Raw genomic sequence first — 17,029 nt, forward strand, 5'->3', positions numbered from 1 at the left:
CGTGTTGGGCAGAGGGGCGACGGAATCTATTGCAGCGCGATGTACTTGGTCTCGAGGTATTCCTCGATGCCCTCGCTGCCGGCTTCACGACCGATTCCGGATTCCTTGATGCCGCCGAACGGCGCGGCCACATCGGAGATCACGCCACGGTTGACGCCCACCATGCCGGCCTCGACCGCCTCGGCGACCCGCAGCGCACGGTCCAGGCCCTGCGTGTAGACGTACGCCGCCAGGCCGTATTCGGTGTCGTTCGCGGCATCGATGCCGGCCTGCTCGCCGTCGAATCCGATGATCGCGGCGACCGGCCCGAAGATCTCCTCGCGCAACAGGCGCGCATCGGCCGTCACGTCGGCGAGCACCGTCGGCGGGTAGAAGAAGCCTTCGCCGGGGGCGGGTTTGCCACCGGTGGCCACCGTGGCGCCCTTGCTGACGGCGTCCTGGACGAGCTCGTCGACCGTGGCGCGCTGCTTGGCGGTGATGAGCGGACCGACCTGGCTACCGCTTTGGTCGCCGGGGCCGGTGTTCAGCGCCGCCATGCGGGCGGCGAGTTTTTCGGTGAACTCGGCGCGCACCGCGTTGTCGACGTGGATGCGGTTGGCAGCCGTACAGGCCTCACCCATGTTGCGCATCTTGGCGGCCATGGCACCGTCGACTGCGGCGTCGAGATCGGCATCATCGAACACCACGAACGGAGCATTGCCACCGAGTTCCATCGAGGTGCGCAACACCCGATCGGCGGACTGCGCCAACAGCTTTCGTCCGACACCGGTGGAACCGGTGAAAGTCAGCTTGCGTAGTCGCGGGTCCGCCAGCAGCGGTCCGGTCAGGCCGGCGGCGTCGGTGGTCGGCAGGATGGACAGCACACCGGCAGGCAGGCCGGCGTCGGCGAACACCTGGCCCAGCAGGAGCATGGTCAGCGGAGTCTCGGCCGCGGGCTTGACGATCATGGTGCAGCCGGCCGCCAGGGCCGGCCCGATCTTGCGGGTGCCCATCGCCAGCGGGAAATTCCACGGCGTGATCGCCAGGGTGGGGCCGACGGGCTGCTTGGTCACCAGGATGCGGCCGTTGCCGGTTGGGGACTGCGTGTAGCGGCCGTTGATCCGGACCGCTTCTTCGGCGAACCAGCGCAGGAACTCGCCGCCGTAGTTCACCTCACCCTGACTCTCCGCCAGCGGCTTTCCCATCTCCAGTGTCATGGTCAGGGCGAAGTCGTCGCGGCGTTCCATCACCAGTTCCCACGCGCGCCGCAGGATTTCGGCGCGCTCGCGGGCCGGGGTGGCGGCCCATGAGGACTGTGCGGCAACCGCTTCGCCGAGGGCGCGGGCGCCGTCGGCGGGCGAGGCGTCGGCGACCTCGATGAGCACGGCGTCCGTCGCCGGGTCGTGCACGGCGAACCGCGCTCCCGTGGATGCGGGCACCTGCAGGCCACCGAGCCACAGTTCGGTGGGCATGGACTCGAGCAGCGTGGCGCGGTCGATCATCGGGCCGCCGCCATTTCGCGCACGATGTCACCCAGCACTGCGATGCCCTCGTCGAGCAGTTCGTCACTGATCACCAACGGCGGGAGCAGCCGGATGATGTTGCCGTACGAGCCGCAGGTCAGGACGATGACGCCGCGCTTGAATGCCTCTGCCGCAATGGCTTTCGTAAGTACTGGATCGGGCTCATTCGTTCCCGGTTTGACGATCTCGATGGCCAGCATGCCGCCGCGGCCACGGACGTCGCCGATGACTCCGGTGTCGCTCAGCGCCTGCAGCTTCGGCAATACCGAGGCTTCGATGGCGCGGGCCCGGACGGGCAGGTCCATCTCGGCCATGGCGTCGAGCGTGGCCAGTGCCGCGGCGCAGGCGACGGGGTTGCCGCCGTAGGTGCCGCCCAGGCCGCCGGGATGTACGGCATCGAGCAGGTCGGCGCGGCCGGTGATGGCGGCCAGCGGCATGCCGCCCGCGATGCCCTTGGCCATGGTGATGATGTCGGGGACGATGCCGTCGTGCTCGGAGGCAAACCACGCGCCGGTCCGGGCAAAGCCCGTCTGCACCTCGTCGGCGATGAACACGACGCCGTTGGCCTTGCACCAATCAACAAGAGTGGCAAGGAATCCCGGCGCGGGCACGATGAAGCCGCCCTCGCCCTGAACGGGTTCGATGATCACGGCCGCGAGAGAAGCGGCGCCGATCTGGGTCTCGATGCGGCTGATGGCGGCCCTGGCCGCGGCTTCGCCGGTGAGCCCGTCGCGGTAGGGGTACGACGCCGGCATCCGGTAGATCTCCGGCGCGAACGGACCGAACTGGGTCTTGTAGGGCATGGCCTTGGCGGTCAGCGCCATCGTCATGTTGGTGCGGCCGTGGTAGGCGTGGTCGAAGGCGACCACGGCCTGGCGGCCGGTGGCCAGCCGCGCCACCTTGACTGCGTTCTCGACGGCTTCGGAGCCCGAGTTGAAGAATGCGGTGCGCTTCTCGTGGTCGCCGGGGGTCATGGCATTGAGCCGCTCGGCCAGTTCCACGTAGCCCTCGTAGGGGGTGATCATGAAGCAGGTGTGGGTGAACCGGGCTGCCTGCTGCGCGACCGCGGCGGCGACAGCGGGATGCGATGCGCCGACACTCGTGACGGCGATGCCCGAGCCCAGGTCGATGAGAGAGTTGCCGTCGATGTCGACGATCACACCGCCGTCGGCGTCCGCCGCGTAGACCGGGGCGGAGGAGCTCACGCCGCCGGCGACCGCGGCCTGCCGCCGCGCCGACATTTCGGCCGATCGGGGACCGGGCAGCGCGGTGACGATGTTGCGCTTCTGCGCCAGTCGATAGGTGATGTCGGTCATCGGTTGCTCCTGGTGATCGAACGGCTTGTGCACTGCTGATTCTTGGCCGTTCGAGCCGCGATGGCCATGTCCAGGTTGTCGATTTGGAGTGGCCGCGGCGCTCCATTTTGTCGCATCCGTGGCGCGCCGCCGGGAACGGCTACCGCGACCTGCGGAAGTAGCTCGGCGCGGTGCCTTCCCAGCGCTTGAACGCGTGGGTGAAGTTGGCCGTTTCGGCATACCCCAGATAGCGGGAAATCTCCTCCACCGACAGGTCCTGCTGGAGCAGTTCGACGGCCAATTGGCGGCGGACCTCATCGAGCAACGCGCGGTAGGAGGTGCCTTCAGTGGCCAGGCGACGGCGCAGGGTGCGGGGATCGACGTGCAGTTCGTCGGCGATGGTCTGCATGGGCGGCAGTTCACCGGGGTTGTGCAGCAGCCGGCTGCGGACCTGCCCTGCGACGCCGACGCGAGACAGCCTGCGTTCGAGCACGTCTCGGCATTGTTGTTCGAGCTTGCGCGCCGTGTTCGCGTCGGCGAGTGGCGACGGCATGTTCAGAACTTCATGGGTGGCGGCGACGCGGTTCGTGCGCTGGCCGTGACGTACCGCGGACTGAGGGAGCTGCCACAGCTCGGCGAGCTTTGCGGCGCGGTCGGCATCGAGTGTTGTCTCCGCCCACGCAGGTGTCAGCGCCAGGTTCGCGCCCTGGGTCGCGGCGACGAATCCGGCGAGGTCGCGCTCGACGATGAACGGTCTGACATCCGTGGGCAATTCACTGTCATCGCCCACCAGGTAGCCGTATTCGTCGTCGGTCTCCACCGAGAACCGCAGGTGGGTGGGGGAGAGCGCGAGATAGGGCAGGATCAGCTCTACGCCCTGTCGCAGGGTGGGGCCGGCCAGGATCAGAAAGCCGAGCAAGCCGGCCCGCCCGAGTGTGGAGTGCAATCCCACCTCGATGCCGACGCCCGGCCTGTCACCAAGTCCCGCAATGAGATTGCGGATGACGTCGAATTCCTGGTGCGCCCAGATTTCGGCGTTCTCGTCATCGAGGCCGGCTTCGGTCAGTCCGCTACCCGCGAGACATTCCGTGAGCGTCATCCCATGTGCGATGCCGCCCTGCACCATGATGCGGACGCCTTCGGTGCCCCGCGGCACCGCCCAGACCGGGGTCATTCCCACTGTCCGAAAATACCAAATCGACGTCCCGTTGGAACATTCAATCGGTTGGCCGGCGTCCGTAGCGTTTTCTCCGAGACGCAACCGACGGTGGTTGCCCGGAAGACGGAGTGTCGAATGTCGCCAGTTGAAGTGGTCGATCGGGCGGACAGTCAAACCGCCGCGCGAACGGCGCTGCCGGATCCGGGCGAGCAGGTACCCAAGTTGGCGTGGCCGACGGTCGCGCTGTTTCTTGCGGGCGCAGTGGCATTCGCCGCGTCCACCGTCGCATACCTTGTCGGCGCCGTGCCGACATGGGTTCCCATTGTGGTCAACGCGGTGGTGTCCTTCACGATGTTCACCGTCGCTCACGACGCCATCCACTACGCCATCAGTTCCACCCGTTGGGTCAACGGATTGGTCGGACGGTTGGCGGTGCCGTTCGTCCAACCAATGATCTCGTTCCCCTCGTTCGGGTTCATTCACATCGAGCACCACCGGCATTCGAACGACGACGAGAACGATCCGGACACCTTCGCCTCCCATGGGCCGGCGTGGCAGCTGCCGCTTCGGTGGGCATTGCTCGACGTGTCCTACGGCGGTTATCTGATCCGCAAGTTACGTGGTCGCCCGAAGGCGGAGGTCGTCGAAACCTTGGCGTGCGTGACCATTTCGGTGGCCGGATTGATCGTCGCGTCGATGTCGGGCCACTTTTGGACGCTGGCCGTCGTCTTCATCATCCCGCAACGGATCGCGGTTGTGGTCCTGGCGTGGTGGTTCGACTGGATGCCGCACCACGGCCTGGAGGACACCCAACGCAGCGACCGCTACCGGGCGACCCGAACCCGCGTCGGCATGGAGTGGCTCTACACGCCGTTGATGCTGTCGCAGAACTACCACCTGGTGCACCACCTGCATCCGTCGGTGCCCTTCTACCGGTACACCAAGACCTGGCGCCGCAACGAGGAGGCGTACCTGGACCGGGGCGCCGCGATTTCCACCGTGTTCGGGCAGGAGCTCAACTCCGACCAGTTCCGGGAGTGGAAGCAACTGAACGGCAACCTCGGTCGACTGCTGCCGGTGCGGATGCCGGCCCGCTCGAGTTCCCCGCATGCGGTGTTCCACCGGATTCCGGTGGCCGCGGTCGACCCGATCACCGCCGACAGCACATTGGTGACCTTTGCCGTTCCCGAGGCGCTGCAGGATCAGTTCCGCTTTGAACCGGGCCAGCACGTCTCGGTGCGCACCGACCTGGGCGGTGAAGGGGTGCGCCGCAGCTACTCGATCTGTGCGCCGGCCACCCGGGCGCAGTTGAGGATCGCGGTGAAACACATTCCCGGCGGGGTGTTCTCGGGATATGTCGCCGATCAGCTCAAGGCCGGCGACGTCCTCGACGTGATGACTCCGGCCGGCAGCTTCAGTTCCCGGCTGCATCCGCTGCATCGCAAGCATTACGTGGGTCTGGTGGCGGGCAGCGGCATCACCCCGGTGCTGTCGATCCTGGCGACCGTCATGGAGATCGAAACCGAGAGTCGCTTCACCCTCATCTACGGCAACCGCACCAGAGAGTCGACGATGTTCCATGCCGAGCTCGACCGTCTCGAATCCCGTTATGCCGACCGCCTCGAAATCCGGCATGTGTTGTCGAGCGAACCGCGGCACATCGCGGAGCTGTCGGGGCGCATCGATGCGGACCGCCTGACCGGCTGGCTCACGACCGACCTTCGTCCCGACACGGTGGACGAGTGGTTCCTGTGTGGCCCCGCTGCGATGTCGACCGGTGCGCGCGAGACGTTGATGGGCCGTGGTGTCGACCCGGAGCGGATCCATCTGGAGTTGTTCACCGGCTTCGGCCGCACCGACGCGCCCGCACGCGACTACCAGGCCGCAACTGTCACCTTCCAATTGTCCGGAAAGAAGCAGGCTTTCGGCCTCCAGGCCGGCGAAACGATCTTGGAAGGCGCACTCCAAACGGGCAGCAGCGCGCCCTACTCATGCATGGGCGGCGCGTGCGGTACCTGTCGAGCCAAGTTGCTCGACGGCACCGTCGAGATGGAGCAGAACTTCGCCCTCGGCCGCGATGACCTCGAAGCCGGCTACATCCTCACCTGTCAGTCGCATCCGACCAGCGCGGCGGTGTCGGTCGACTACGACGCGTGAACAGTTCACACCAACGCGCCCCGTCATGCCGAAGCATGACGGGGCGCGTCGAACCGACTCAGGGGAGTGGCGGCGTATCCATGGTGAGCGTCTCGCCCCGGAAGTACGCCGGCTGGGACGTGCGCATCACGAGCATCAGCACCGCGCCGAAGATCAGGATGCCAAAGCCCAGGTAGAACACCAGGCCGATACCGCCGATCTCTGCGCCGCTGCCGCTGGCCGTCGGATCCATGCTGACAAGCACCGATTTGACGAAGACGGACAGCAGCATGATGCCGCCGAGCAGAGGGAAGACCAGCTTGTATACGACGTTGTGTGCGTTGAGGAACAGTTCCTTGCGGAAGAACCACACACAGGCGAATGCTGTGATGCCGTAGTACCAGCAGATCATGATGCCAAGGGCGGCAATGGTATCCAGCAAGGTGCGCTCGGAGAGCAGTGTCACGATGGTGTAGAAGGCGGCGGTGACGACACCGGCGACGACGGTGCTGAACACCGGCGACAGCGTGCGCGGACTGACGCTGGCGAACCGCTTGGGGAAGGCGCCGTAGGTGCCCATCGCGAGCATGGTGCGGGCGGCCGGCAGGACCGTGGTCTGCAGGCTGGCGATCGACGAGGCGAACACCGCCAGCAGGAGCAGCGGGCCGCCCCAGTCACCGAGCACCGGGTAGGCCAGCGCGCCGAAGACGTTGGCCGCGTTGTCCTTGTTGCCCAGTCCGAGGCCGGTGTCACCGATTCCGGCGTACATCATCACGGCGACCGCCACGAGGAGGTACGTCAGCAGGATCGACAGGACGCAGAGCAAGCCCGCGCGACCGGGCACCTTGGTCGGGTCCTTGCATTCCTCGCCGAGGGTCAGGCAGGTGTCCCAGCCCCAGAACGCGAAGATCGACCCGATGAGACCGATCACGAAGGCGCTCATCGTCAGTCCGGTGAACGGGTCGAACCAGTCGATGTCGAAGGTGAGGTGTCCCTCGACGCCGCCCGACCGCACGATCGCGACGATCGAGAACGTGATCAGCACGATCATCTGGAAGCCAACCAGCACGTACTGAACCTTCTCGCTGGTCGTGATGCCGCGACAGGAGATGTAGGTGGCGATGGCCAGCAGCGCAACGGTGGACCCGATGTTGACCCAGACATTGTCGGCCGAGAGGGTGGCGAGCTTTTCGTTGTGGAACACCTTGCCCAGGAACTCGTAGCCGAACTGGACACCGATCGACGCCAGATTGGACAGCACGATGATGGTGGCGATCACCATGCCCCAGCCGCACATCCACCCGACATACGGCCCGAAAGCCTTGGTGGACCAGGTGAACGACGCGCCGCAGTCGGGTGCCCGCGAGTTCAGTTCGCGATACGCGTAGGCGGTCAGGAACATGGGGATGAAGCCGGCGATCAGGATGGCCGGCATCTTCAGCCCCACCGCCGCGACGATCAGCCCGATGCTGGCGGTGAGCGTGTAGCCCGGTGCCACGGTGGAGATACCGAGGATGGCCCCGGTGAACGTGCCGATTCTGCCTGCGGCGAGGCCCTTGGCGACGAGGCCTTCTTCCCGCTCTATACGAGCGAGGTCGGAATCGGCCAGTTGTTCAGTCATTATCAGCCCCTTCATCTTTCGGAACGACGATCATGGGGACCTGCAGTACGCGAAGCATCTTTGCCGCGGTCGATCCCAGGAAGAGCCGGCGGGGCTGTGCGAGCCGACTGGACCCGACCATGATCACGTCGCCGTCATGCCAGCCGAGCTTGGTGACGGCGTCTTCGACAGTGGGTCCGGAGGCGACGCGCGAGGTAACCGGAATATCTTCCGGCAGAGCTGATCTCGCCTGATCCAGGGCGTTGTGGGCGTGTTGCTGCGCCAGCTCCAGATCGTCGGAGTTGTCGACGGCGACGAGCGATACCAGGCGCAGCGGTGTCTGGGTGTCTCGGCAGAGCCGCAAAGCGGACTTCAGCAGTGCGTCGGCGCCGGGCCGGGTGCCGACCGCGCAGGTGACTTCCCGAATCCGCTCGTTGCGCGTCAGGCGCGCGCCGCGCGGTGCGATGACCACGGGAATCGGAGACGCATGGACCAGGTCGTTGACCACCGATCCCAGCGAAAACGAACTGGCGATGCCACCGCCCGCGCCGCCGACCACCAGTGCTTCGGCCCCGACGTCCTCGGCTGCCGCGATCAAGCCGCTGGTGCTGGAGTCGTCGAAGCTCAGGTGTGTGGTCACCGTGATGTCACTGCGGATCCCGGCCGCAGCGGCGGCAAGCCAGCCCTCCGCTTCGCGCAGCAGCACGTTTCCGGGGATGGCGGCCAGCGCCGGCCGCTCGCTGGGCAGCACCATGCAGAGGTCGATCTCTGCGCCGAGCGTGTGGGCGAGCTGTTCGCCGACGGCCACGGCGTCGTTACCGCCTGGTGTGGCGAGGTACGCGACGGCAATACGCGGGGTGCTCACGGGTCAGCTCTCCTCACATCCGGTGGGCAGGTGGCAGGCCTTCGGCGGCGTCGGCGCCACGTCGATCGACGGGTTGCGGTCGAAGAAGCCGACCGGCTTGAGCCAGAAGCTGACCGTGTCCGCCGGCATGATCGGCCAGTCTTCCGGCCTCGTGATGTGGTGGATGCCGAACACGTACCACAGCACCACGTCGGTGTTCTCGATCGAGCGGTTGGCCTCGGTCCACATCGGCAGGCCCGTGTCTTGCTTGCTCTGCGTGACGAATTCACCTGCGGGCCAACGCTCCTCGGGAGAGTTGGGGGTGACCCACACGGTGTGCTCGATGGCCCGGCAACGCGCCAAGATCGGCGAGTTCGGATCGAACATGGCGGGGAAGGCGCCGCCGGGCACCAGCTTGTAGGCCGGCGCGGTGCCGATGCCGTTGCGGACGTTGTCGTTGACGACCTTCCACGCCCGCTGGGTCTGGAAGTTCATGTCCTGCTTGCCCTCGGCCTCGGTGCGCAGCGGGGTGTTGCGCTGCCGCAGCGACAGTCCGTACGGGTTGTCCGGCCCCATCGGTTCGATCTCGGTCTCGCTGGCGTACACCGTGTTCTCGGTGCCGTCGACGTCGAGGTCGAGTCGGGCGACCAGGAAGTGCTGGTGGTAGGGCGCGTAGGTGCGGTTGTCGACCAGCGTGCCGTGCGGGTGGGCCTGGCCCTCGGGGAAGTTGCTCACCACCATGATTCCCGTTGCGCGGACCTCACATTCGATGTTGCCGTCCTGGTAGAAGCGCCAGTAGGTGAGGTACTCGTAGTTGGCGACGGTGACGTGGAACGACACGGTGAGCCGGCGCATGCGGCGCACTTCGGCACCGCCGTGGTGGTCGACGTGCTTCCACAGCACGGCGTTGTCTTCCTCGTGGATGCAGATGGCGTTCTTGATGGTGTACGGCTCGCCCTTGCTGTTGTGTAGCACGGCGTCCAGATACCGGATCTCGCCGAGACAGTCACAGCCCAGCTCCAGCGAGGTCGTCATGAAGCCGATGCCCCACTCGCCGATGTCGAAAGCCGTTCGGCGGTAATGGTCCACGCAGTGGTCGCGGTAGGGCACCATCATCTCGGCGAACGACATGCGGTTGGCCACCGACCGCACGTTGCCGTTGTCGTTGTAGCTGACCGCGTGCAGCGTCATGCCCTCGCGGTAGTTGAACCCGACGCGCAGCGACCAGTTCTGCCATTTCAGCAGGTTGCCCTCGAGCGTGAACGAAACCCCTTCGGGCTGAGTGATGTTCAGTGGCTGCAATGGTTCCCGGGTGCTCGCTTTGCGGATGCGCTCGGGAATGTGCTGCGGCACATACTCGCCCATCATATCCGGGCGATCGACGGTGAAGGTGTCCTCGATCTCCAGCAGTTCCATGGTGTTCATGTCGATGACACAGTGGAATCCGTTGACCGGACCGGCGTAAGGGTTGGCACCGTCGGCGGCTCGCACCCAGGTGTCGGTCCAGCCCAGGCGGCGGTCCTTGTACTGCTCCGGCATCACGACGTCGCCGTAGGTCCAGGTGTCCATGAACACCAGGTCCATGTCGGTGATGCCGTGTTTGGCCAGGGCCGCAATGACGTCCGGGTGCCGGCGCAGCACCTCGTCGGCCTCTTCCCATTCATCGACGGTGAAGTTGGGCTGCACCCCCGGGATGTGGTCCCACGACAGCACCGACTCGGCCGAGAGCGACACCACGCTCTTGTAGGTGCGGTTGTTCGACGTGTCGAGCACCGTGGCCAGCGCGCGCCGGTCCGGAACCGTGCCGGCGGCATCGAAGGCGGCGACCTCTGCCTTGGCCGGTTCCACCATCTCGACGGAGGTGTACCGCCAGCCGTCCCCGACACCGTGCGCGGTCGCGAGAATCTCGGCGACCTTGGCGAATTCGGGTGCGGTCAGCGGGTCGAGGGGATGGAAGGTGTCGGTCATCGGTGCAGCTCCTGTCGGCGAGGGGTCGAGTCGGTGGGAAAGGAAAGGGCGAACGGATCAGTCGTGGGCACTCATGACGTGCTTGATCCGCGTGTAGTCCTCCACCCCGTAGATCGACAGGTCCTTGCCATAGCCGGAGTACTTGAATCCGCCGTGCGGCATCTCCGCCACCAGCGGGATGTGGCAGTTCACCCACACCGCACCGAAATCGAGTGCGCGGCTGAACTTTTCAGCGGTAGCGTGGTCTTTGGTCCACACGCTCGACGCCAGGGCGTACCGGACGCCGTTGGCAAGGTCGATGGCCTGGTCGTCGGAGCTGAACGGCTGCACCGTCAGGATGGGCCCGAAGGTCTCGTCCTGCACGATGGAATCGTCCTGTCGTACCCCGGTGATGACGGTGGGCTCGAAATAGAAGCCCTTGTCGCCCGATTGCTTTCCGCCCGTGACGATGGTGGCGTGCGCCGGAAGTGCGGCGATCTTCTGGCTGACCGCGGTGAAGTGGTTGACGTTGTTCAGTGGCCCGTAGAACGCGTCGGCGTCATCGGGGAGCCCGGGCCGCAGGGTTTGTGCGGCCTCGACGAGGGCGTCGACGAACTGGTCGTGGATCGACTCGTGCACGAGTACGCGCGTGGCCGCGGTGCAGTCCTGGCCGGCGTTGAAGAACGCGGCCTGGGCGATTCCGGTTGCGGCCTTGGCGATGTCGACGTCGCCGAACACCACCGCGGGTGCCTTGCCGCCGAGTTCGAGGTGGCTGCGCTTGAGCTGCTGGGCGGCTGCCGACGCTACCGCGACACCGGCCCGCACCGAACCCGTGATGGACACCAGGCCGAGGGCCGGGTGGTCGACCAGTTCGGCGCCGGTGCCGCCGGTGCCGAGGATGACGTTGAACACGCCGTCGGGCAGGATGCCCTTGCTGATCCGGGCCAGCACCAGCGTGCTCTCGGGAGTGGTGTCGCTGGGCTTGAGGACGACGGTGTTGCCGGTGGCCAGGGCCGGGCCGATCTTCCAGATCGCCATCATGAACGGGTAATTCCACGGGGTCACCTGACCGACGACGCCGATCGGCTCGCGCCGCACATAGGACGTGAAGCCTTCCATGTACTCACCGGCGGACAGTCCTTCGACCATGCGGGCGGCCCCGGCGAAGAAGCGAACCTGATCGGCGCTCACCGCGACCTCCTCGGCCGCGATCATCGCCTTGAGCTGGCCGGTGTTGCGGCATTGCGCTTCGACGATCTCGTCACTGTGGGCCTCGATGGCGTCGGCGAGCTTGAGGAGCGCCTGTTGCCGCACGCTGGGCGTGGTCTTGCCCCAGGTGACGAACGCTCGCTCGGCGGCGGCCACCGCGGCGTCCACATCGGTGCGGTTGGACACGGGTGCCCGTCCGACCACTGAGCCGTCCACCGGGCTGATCAGGTCGATGGTCTCCGACGACGCCGAATCGACGAACTGGCCGTCGATGTAGTTCTGTAGAAGTCCGTCGGGCATCTCGTACCGTCGCTCTCTTGCTGGGAAGGTCGTCACGTCTCTGGCGGCCTTAGTGTGCGCCAGGACACATCCCTCAGCATCGGACAATTCGGGGATTTTTGGTGCAATTTTTCGACATTCTGTACATTCATGTCGGTGACGGTTCCGGTGCGATGGGTACTGGACCAAGCTGATCTGCGGATCCGGCTGCGCGGCGGTGCGGGCGGCCTCGACAGCGAGATCAGTTTGGTACTGACCACGGAGTTGGCCGACCCGGCCAAGTGGCTGTCCGGTGGTGAACTGGTGCTCACCACCGGGATCGGTCTGCCACCGGGCGCTGCCGACCGGCGGCGTTATCTCCAACTCCTGCACGAAAGTGGCGTTGCCGGAGTCGGATTCGGTATCGGTCTGACCTTCGACGAGGTGCCCGATGAATTGGTATCCGCCGCAGTGGAGCTGGGGTTACCGCTGTTGGAGATTCCCTTGCGGACACCCTTCGCGGCGATCGTCCAGCGGGTCGGTTCGCGGATCGCGGCGCTGCAGTATGACGCGGTGCTGCGGGCATCCCGGGCGCAGCCGCGGATCACCCGGGCGGTCGTCAGCGGCGGCCCTCAAGAGGTCGCCGCCGAACTGGGCCGGGCGTTGCGGGCCAGCGTCGTGGTGCTCGATCCGTCGGGCACGGTGATCGCATCCCACCCCCGCAATCTCAACGTCACCACCGTCAACCTGGTGCGTGATGCGATCGAGCCCGGGGCTGCCTCGGCCGTCGCGGTGCTGGCGGAGGGCGTCACCGTCGCGCAGCAGTCCATCCGCGTAGGGGGCCGTTCGCACGGGGTTCTCGGGGTGGTCAGTGAGACGGCCCTGAGTCCGGTCGATCAGGTGCTGTTGGGGCACGCGAACTCCTTGCTCGCGTTGGATTTCGAGAAGCCGGTGCGGTTGAAGGAGGCGCAGCAGCGACTCAATGAGCAGGCGCTGGGCCTCATTCTCACCGGTGTGTCCAACCTGGAGCCGGCCTGGGCGCAACTGTCTCACGCGGCCGATCACCGGGGCCGGATCAGGGCGCTGGTCGTGCAGGCCGATTCGGACTCGGGCGCCGAAGCCGATACCGCACAACTACTGAAGAAGGTGAGCGCGGCGATCCTGGTTCAGCTGGACCAGGCCGCTCAGCCCACATTCGTGCATTGTGCCGACACGTGGCTGGCGGTGTTGTTGCCGGGAGCGGAGGCCGAGGAGTTTGCCGCCGCGCTGGCCGCCCGGATCGATCCGTCGCTGCGCCGGACCATCCGCATGGGGCTCAGCGGAATTCTGCCGCTGGCCAAACTGGCCGAGGCCGTCGACAACGCCCGGCTGGCGGCGTCGGTGGCCGAATGCGGCCGTCCTCCGCTCGAATTCTCCGCGATGGCAGGCAGCACGCTGCTGGCGTTCGGCGAGAGCCGGGACGTGCTGATCGCGCTCGGTGCGGCGGTGCTCACTCCCGTCCTCGACCACGACGCCGAGTTCGGTACGGGGTTGCTCACGTCGTTGCGTGCGTACCTGGAAGCCAACGGCCACTGGGAATCTGCGGCCGCGGCGGTCGGCGTACACCGGCACACGATGCGCAAGCGCATCGAAACCGCAGAGGCCCTGCTTGGTTGCGATCTGGCGGTCGCCCGGGTCCGCGCCGAACTGCTGTTGGCAATCTTGGCGCGGACACCGGGCGGCTGAGCCCCGGCTGATTGGTCAGCCCACGGGCACAGCGGATTGTTGTTCGGACGACACAGCGGGTTTGGCGCCGGGCCGCAGCGGCCACCAGAACCACCGGCCCAGCAGCGCGGCTATCGACGGCGTCATCAATGACCGAACGATCAGCGTGTCGAACAACAAGCCGAGCCCGATGGTCGTACCGGCCTGACCGATCGAGCTCAGGTCGCTCGCGGCCATCGACATCATGGTGAAGGCGAACACCAGACCAGCGGTGGTGACCACGCTGCCGGTTCCACCCATCGAGCGGATGATGCCGGTCCGCAGCCCCGCGCCGATTTCTTCCTGGAACCGGGAGACCAGCAGCAGGTTGTAGTCGGAGCCGACCGCCAACAGAATGATCAGGCCGAAAACAGGTGCGATCCAGTTCAATTCGAGACCCAGCAGGTACTGCCACACCAGTACCGACAATCCGAACGCCGCGCCCAGCGACAGCAGCACGGTGCCGACGATCACCAGCGACGCGACCAGTGCCCGGGTGATGAGCAACATCACGACGAAGATCAGCGTCAAAGCGGCAGCCCCGACGATCAACAGGTCGTACTGAGAGCCCGACTGGATGTCTCGGTAGATCGCAGCGGTGCCGGCGAGATAGAACTTGGCGTCGGTGAGTGACGATCCCTTCACGGATTGATGTGCCGCGTCGAGCGTCGGCATGACCGCTTCGATGCCGTCCGGGGTTGCCGGGTCTTTGGCGTGCGTGATGATGAAGCGTGCGGCCTTGCCGTCCGGGGAGAGGAAGAGCCGCAGGCCCCGCTGAAAGTCCGGATTCTCAAACGCTTCTGGCGGCAGGTAGAAGTAGTCTCCACTGCGGGACGCATCGAAGGCCTGGCCCATGGCGCCGGCGGTGTCGGTCATGGCGGACATCTGGGTGATCAGGCCGGAGAAGCTGCTGTGCAGCGTGAGAAGCGTGCCGCGCATGGACTCCACCGTGGCGATCAGCGGCGGAAACTGCGCCTTCATCTGGGGCAGCAGTGCCACAGTGCGGTCCATGTCGGCGCCCAGCGTGGTCATGTCCGAACTGAACGTGTCCACGTTGTCGATCGCGTCGAAGACCGATCTGGTTGCCGCACAGACAGGTATGTCGGTGCAGTGCTGCTCCCAGTAGAAGTAGTTGCGCAGCGGCCTGGCGAAATCATCGAAGTCGGCCAGATGGTCACGGAGTTCGTTCACTGTCGCGTGCATCTGGTGGACGTCGGCGGCCAGGTGCTGTGTCGAGCCGCTCATCTGGTCGACCAGGGTCTGCAGACGCTTCATCGGCGCGATCAGACCGCCGAGATCGTCACTCATCTTCAGGATGTCGCCCATCCGGTCCTTCATGATCTGCAGGTTCTGCTGGATCGGAATCGATTGGGCGCTGACCTGGAAGGGGATCGACGTGTGCTCGGTCGGGCCGCCGAATGGCCGAGTGATGCTCTGCACCATCGCAATTCCCGGCAGCTTGAAGATGTCCTTGGCCAGCTTGTCCAGGATGATCATGTCACCGCTGTTGCGCATGTCGTGATCGGACTCGACCATCAGGATGTCGGGATTCATTGTGGCAGCGCTGAAATGGCGCTCGGCGGCCTCGTATCCGACGTTCGACGGAAGACCGCGGGGAATGTAGAAGCGATCGTTGAAGCTCAGCTTCATGGTGGGCATGAACATGATTCCGACGAGGGCGACCAAGAGGGACGCCACGAAGACCGGCGCCGGCCACCGGACCGTGGCGGTGCCGATCCGCCGCCAGCCCTTGGTCTTGGTCATCCGTTTCGGCTCGAGCAGGCCGCGGCGGGTGGCGACGGCCACGACTGCCGGCGCGACGGTCAGTGCGCCCGCGACGACCACGACCAGTCCGAGCGCGGACGGAATGCCCAACGCCTTGAAGTAGGACAGCCGCGCCAGATGCAGGCACAGCGTGGCGCCGGCGATGGTCAGTCCGGAACCCAAGATGATGTGAGCGGTACCGCGAAACATGGTGTAGTAGGCCGTTTCCGGGTCCTGCCCGGCTTGGCGTGCTTCGTGGTATCGGCCCACCAGGAAGATCGCATAGTCGGTGCCCGCGGCGATGGCCAGCGACGACAACATGGCGACAACGAACGTCGAGAAGCTCAGCAGGTTGTGGTTTCCCAGCAGCGCGACCAAGCCTCTGGCGGTGCCCATCTCGAAGCCGACCATGACCAGCACCAGCACCACGGTGGCCGCGGAACGGTAAGCCAGGGCCAGCATGGCGATGATGACCACGCCGGTCACGCCCATCATCACGAGCATGCTCTTGTCGGCGGCTTCGTTCATGTCGGTGGTCAGCGGCGCGGGGCCGGTGACGTAGACCTTCAGACCCGGGGGAGGCGTCGCTCGGTCGACGATCTCGCGCACCCGATCGACCGACTCATTGCCCAGCGTGCTGCCCTGGTCACCGGCGAGATTCAACTGCACATAGGCGGCTTTGCCGTCGCGGCTCTGCACACCTGCCGCGGTGAGCGGATCCCCCCAGATGTCCTGGACGTGCTGCACGTGCTTGGCATCCGCCCGCAGCGCCTGCACCAGGCCGTCGTAGTAGCCGCGCGCTTCGGCGCCGAGTTTCTGGTCGCCTTCCAGGACGATCATCGCGATGCTGTCGGAATCCGACTCGTGGTACGTCGCGCCGATCTTCTTGGCAGCGATCAACGCCGGGGCATCCTGCGGCGACATCGTGACCGCATGGTCGCGCGCCACCGACTCGATCTGCGGCACAAGCACATTCATGGCGACGGTCAGCAGCAGCCAGCCGATGATGATGGGCCAGGCGAACCGCCGGATGAAGCGCATGTACGCCGGCCGCGTGGTGTGGTCGCCGCTCATGCGTTCTTGACCAGACACGAGGTTTGGGCGTGCTGGTCGGCCGAGTGCCCGGTCACGACATGTTCTTGGCGGGCCTCGCCGTCGACCGTGATCCGGCACCCGAGCCGGCCGCTGTCGCCTTGTGCCACCACACTCGCGATCGTGGCCGGAGCGGTCGTGTCGACCGTGACGGTCCACGGCAGGCCGTGGAAACTCGTCTGCACGGGCTGTGCGTTCTGATCGAGGTAGTTGACACTGCCTGCGGTGTCACTGGGCCCGAAAACCTCATAGACCACGCGCTTGACGTGCGTGGGCTCGAGTGGTTCGGCGCTGCCGGCGGTCGCGGTGAAGATGGGCTCGGAGCCGAAAGCGCCACGCAGTTGCGTGACCGCCGCGGCGCCGAGCGCGACGGCCACCACCACCACCGCGGGCACCCAAATTCTCGCCAGGACGGTTGGCATCGTCGTATCCCTTCGCTGGTGGGCTGCATGTCCGTGGGCAGGGGCAAGGGTGTCGGTC

At 66.0% G+C, this 17,029-nt stretch carries 11 protein-coding genes; 2 read left to right on the plus strand and 9 right to left on the minus strand.

Features of this window, described 5'->3' with window-relative positions:
• Positions 1-26: 26 nt before the first annotated feature.
• The 3 genes from G6N59_RS26365 to G6N59_RS26375 all read right to left on the minus strand — a co-directional run bounded on the left by G6N59_RS26365 (position 27) and on the right by G6N59_RS26375 (position 3,971).
• Positions 27-1,481, minus strand: a complete 1,455-nt coding sequence (locus G6N59_RS26365; protein WP_138229860.1) for an NAD-dependent succinate-semialdehyde dehydrogenase — start codon at positions 1,479-1,481, stop codon at positions 27-29.
• Positions 1,478-2,818 carry a 4-aminobutyrate--2-oxoglutarate transaminase gene (gene gabT / locus G6N59_RS26370; protein WP_138229861.1) on the minus strand — a complete coding sequence of 447 codons (1,341 nt, stop codon included), beginning with the start codon at positions 2,816-2,818 and terminating at the stop codon, positions 1,478-1,480. Before gabT ends, G6N59_RS26365 begins: the two co-directional genes overlap by 4 nt.
• 139 nt (positions 2,819-2,957) lie before the next feature.
• The gene (locus tag G6N59_RS26375; protein WP_138230067.1) at positions 2,958-3,971 is read right to left on the minus strand and encodes a helix-turn-helix transcriptional regulator; all 1,014 of its coding nucleotides are present in this window, start codon (positions 3,969-3,971) and stop codon (positions 2,958-2,960) included.
• A 120-nt stretch (positions 3,972-4,091) separates the two neighbouring features.
• Between G6N59_RS26375 and G6N59_RS26380 the strand changes: the two genes are divergently transcribed.
• Complete coding sequence (locus G6N59_RS26380) at positions 4,092-6,113, plus strand: fatty acid desaturase (protein WP_138229862.1); 2,022 nt, start codon at positions 4,092-4,094, stop codon at positions 6,111-6,113.
• A gap of 58 nt (positions 6,114-6,171) precedes the next feature.
• Here the strand turns inward: G6N59_RS26380 and G6N59_RS26385 are convergent, their stop codons facing one another.
• From G6N59_RS26385 to G6N59_RS26400, 4 genes are read right to left on the minus strand one after another with little or no spacing between them, the layout of a single operon-like run.
• Positions 6,172-7,713, minus strand: coding sequence for an APC family permease (locus tag G6N59_RS26385; protein ID WP_138229863.1), 1,542 nt, complete (start codon positions 7,711-7,713; stop codon positions 6,172-6,174).
• Positions 7,706-8,557: a universal stress protein gene (locus G6N59_RS26390; protein ID WP_138229864.1), complete on the minus strand. Its 852-nt coding sequence runs from the start codon at positions 8,555-8,557 to the stop codon at positions 7,706-7,708. Before G6N59_RS26390 ends, G6N59_RS26385 begins: the two co-directional genes overlap by 8 nt.
• 3 nt (positions 8,558-8,560) lie before the next feature.
• A complete protein-coding gene (locus tag G6N59_RS26395; protein ID WP_138229865.1) occupies positions 8,561-10,504 on the minus strand; it encodes a primary-amine oxidase in 1,944 nt (647 codons plus the stop codon).
• Between the two features lie 57 nt (positions 10,505-10,561).
• Positions 10,562-11,992, minus strand: coding sequence for an aminobutyraldehyde dehydrogenase (locus G6N59_RS26400; RefSeq protein WP_138229866.1), 1,431 nt, complete (start codon positions 11,990-11,992; stop codon positions 10,562-10,564).
• A gap of 147 nt (positions 11,993-12,139) precedes the next feature.
• On the opposite strand from G6N59_RS26400, the gene G6N59_RS26405 reads away from it, so the two are divergent.
• Positions 12,140-13,675 (plus strand): PucR family transcriptional regulator, encoded by a 1,536-nt coding sequence (locus tag G6N59_RS26405; RefSeq protein WP_163912139.1) that lies wholly within the window; start codon positions 12,140-12,142, stop codon positions 13,673-13,675.
• Positions 13,676-13,690: 15 nt separating this feature from the next.
• On the opposite strand, the gene G6N59_RS26410 is transcribed toward G6N59_RS26405, so the two are convergent.
• A complete protein-coding gene (locus tag G6N59_RS26410) occupies positions 13,691-16,531 on the minus strand; it encodes an MMPL/RND family transporter (RefSeq protein WP_163911786.1) in 2,841 nt (946 codons plus the stop codon).
• On the minus strand, positions 16,528-16,971 hold the full coding sequence (locus G6N59_RS26415; RefSeq protein ID WP_138229869.1) for an MmpS family transport accessory protein: 444 nt from the start codon (positions 16,969-16,971) through the stop codon (positions 16,528-16,530). The genes G6N59_RS26410 and G6N59_RS26415 overlap by 4 nt, the downstream gene beginning before the upstream one ends.
• Between the last annotated feature and the right edge of the window lie 58 nt (positions 16,972-17,029).

The organism is Mycolicibacterium aubagnense (genome assembly GCF_010730955.1).
In the GTDB taxonomy this organism is placed as follows: Bacteria; Actinomycetota; Actinomycetes; order Mycobacteriales; family Mycobacteriaceae; genus Mycobacterium; species Mycobacterium aubagnense.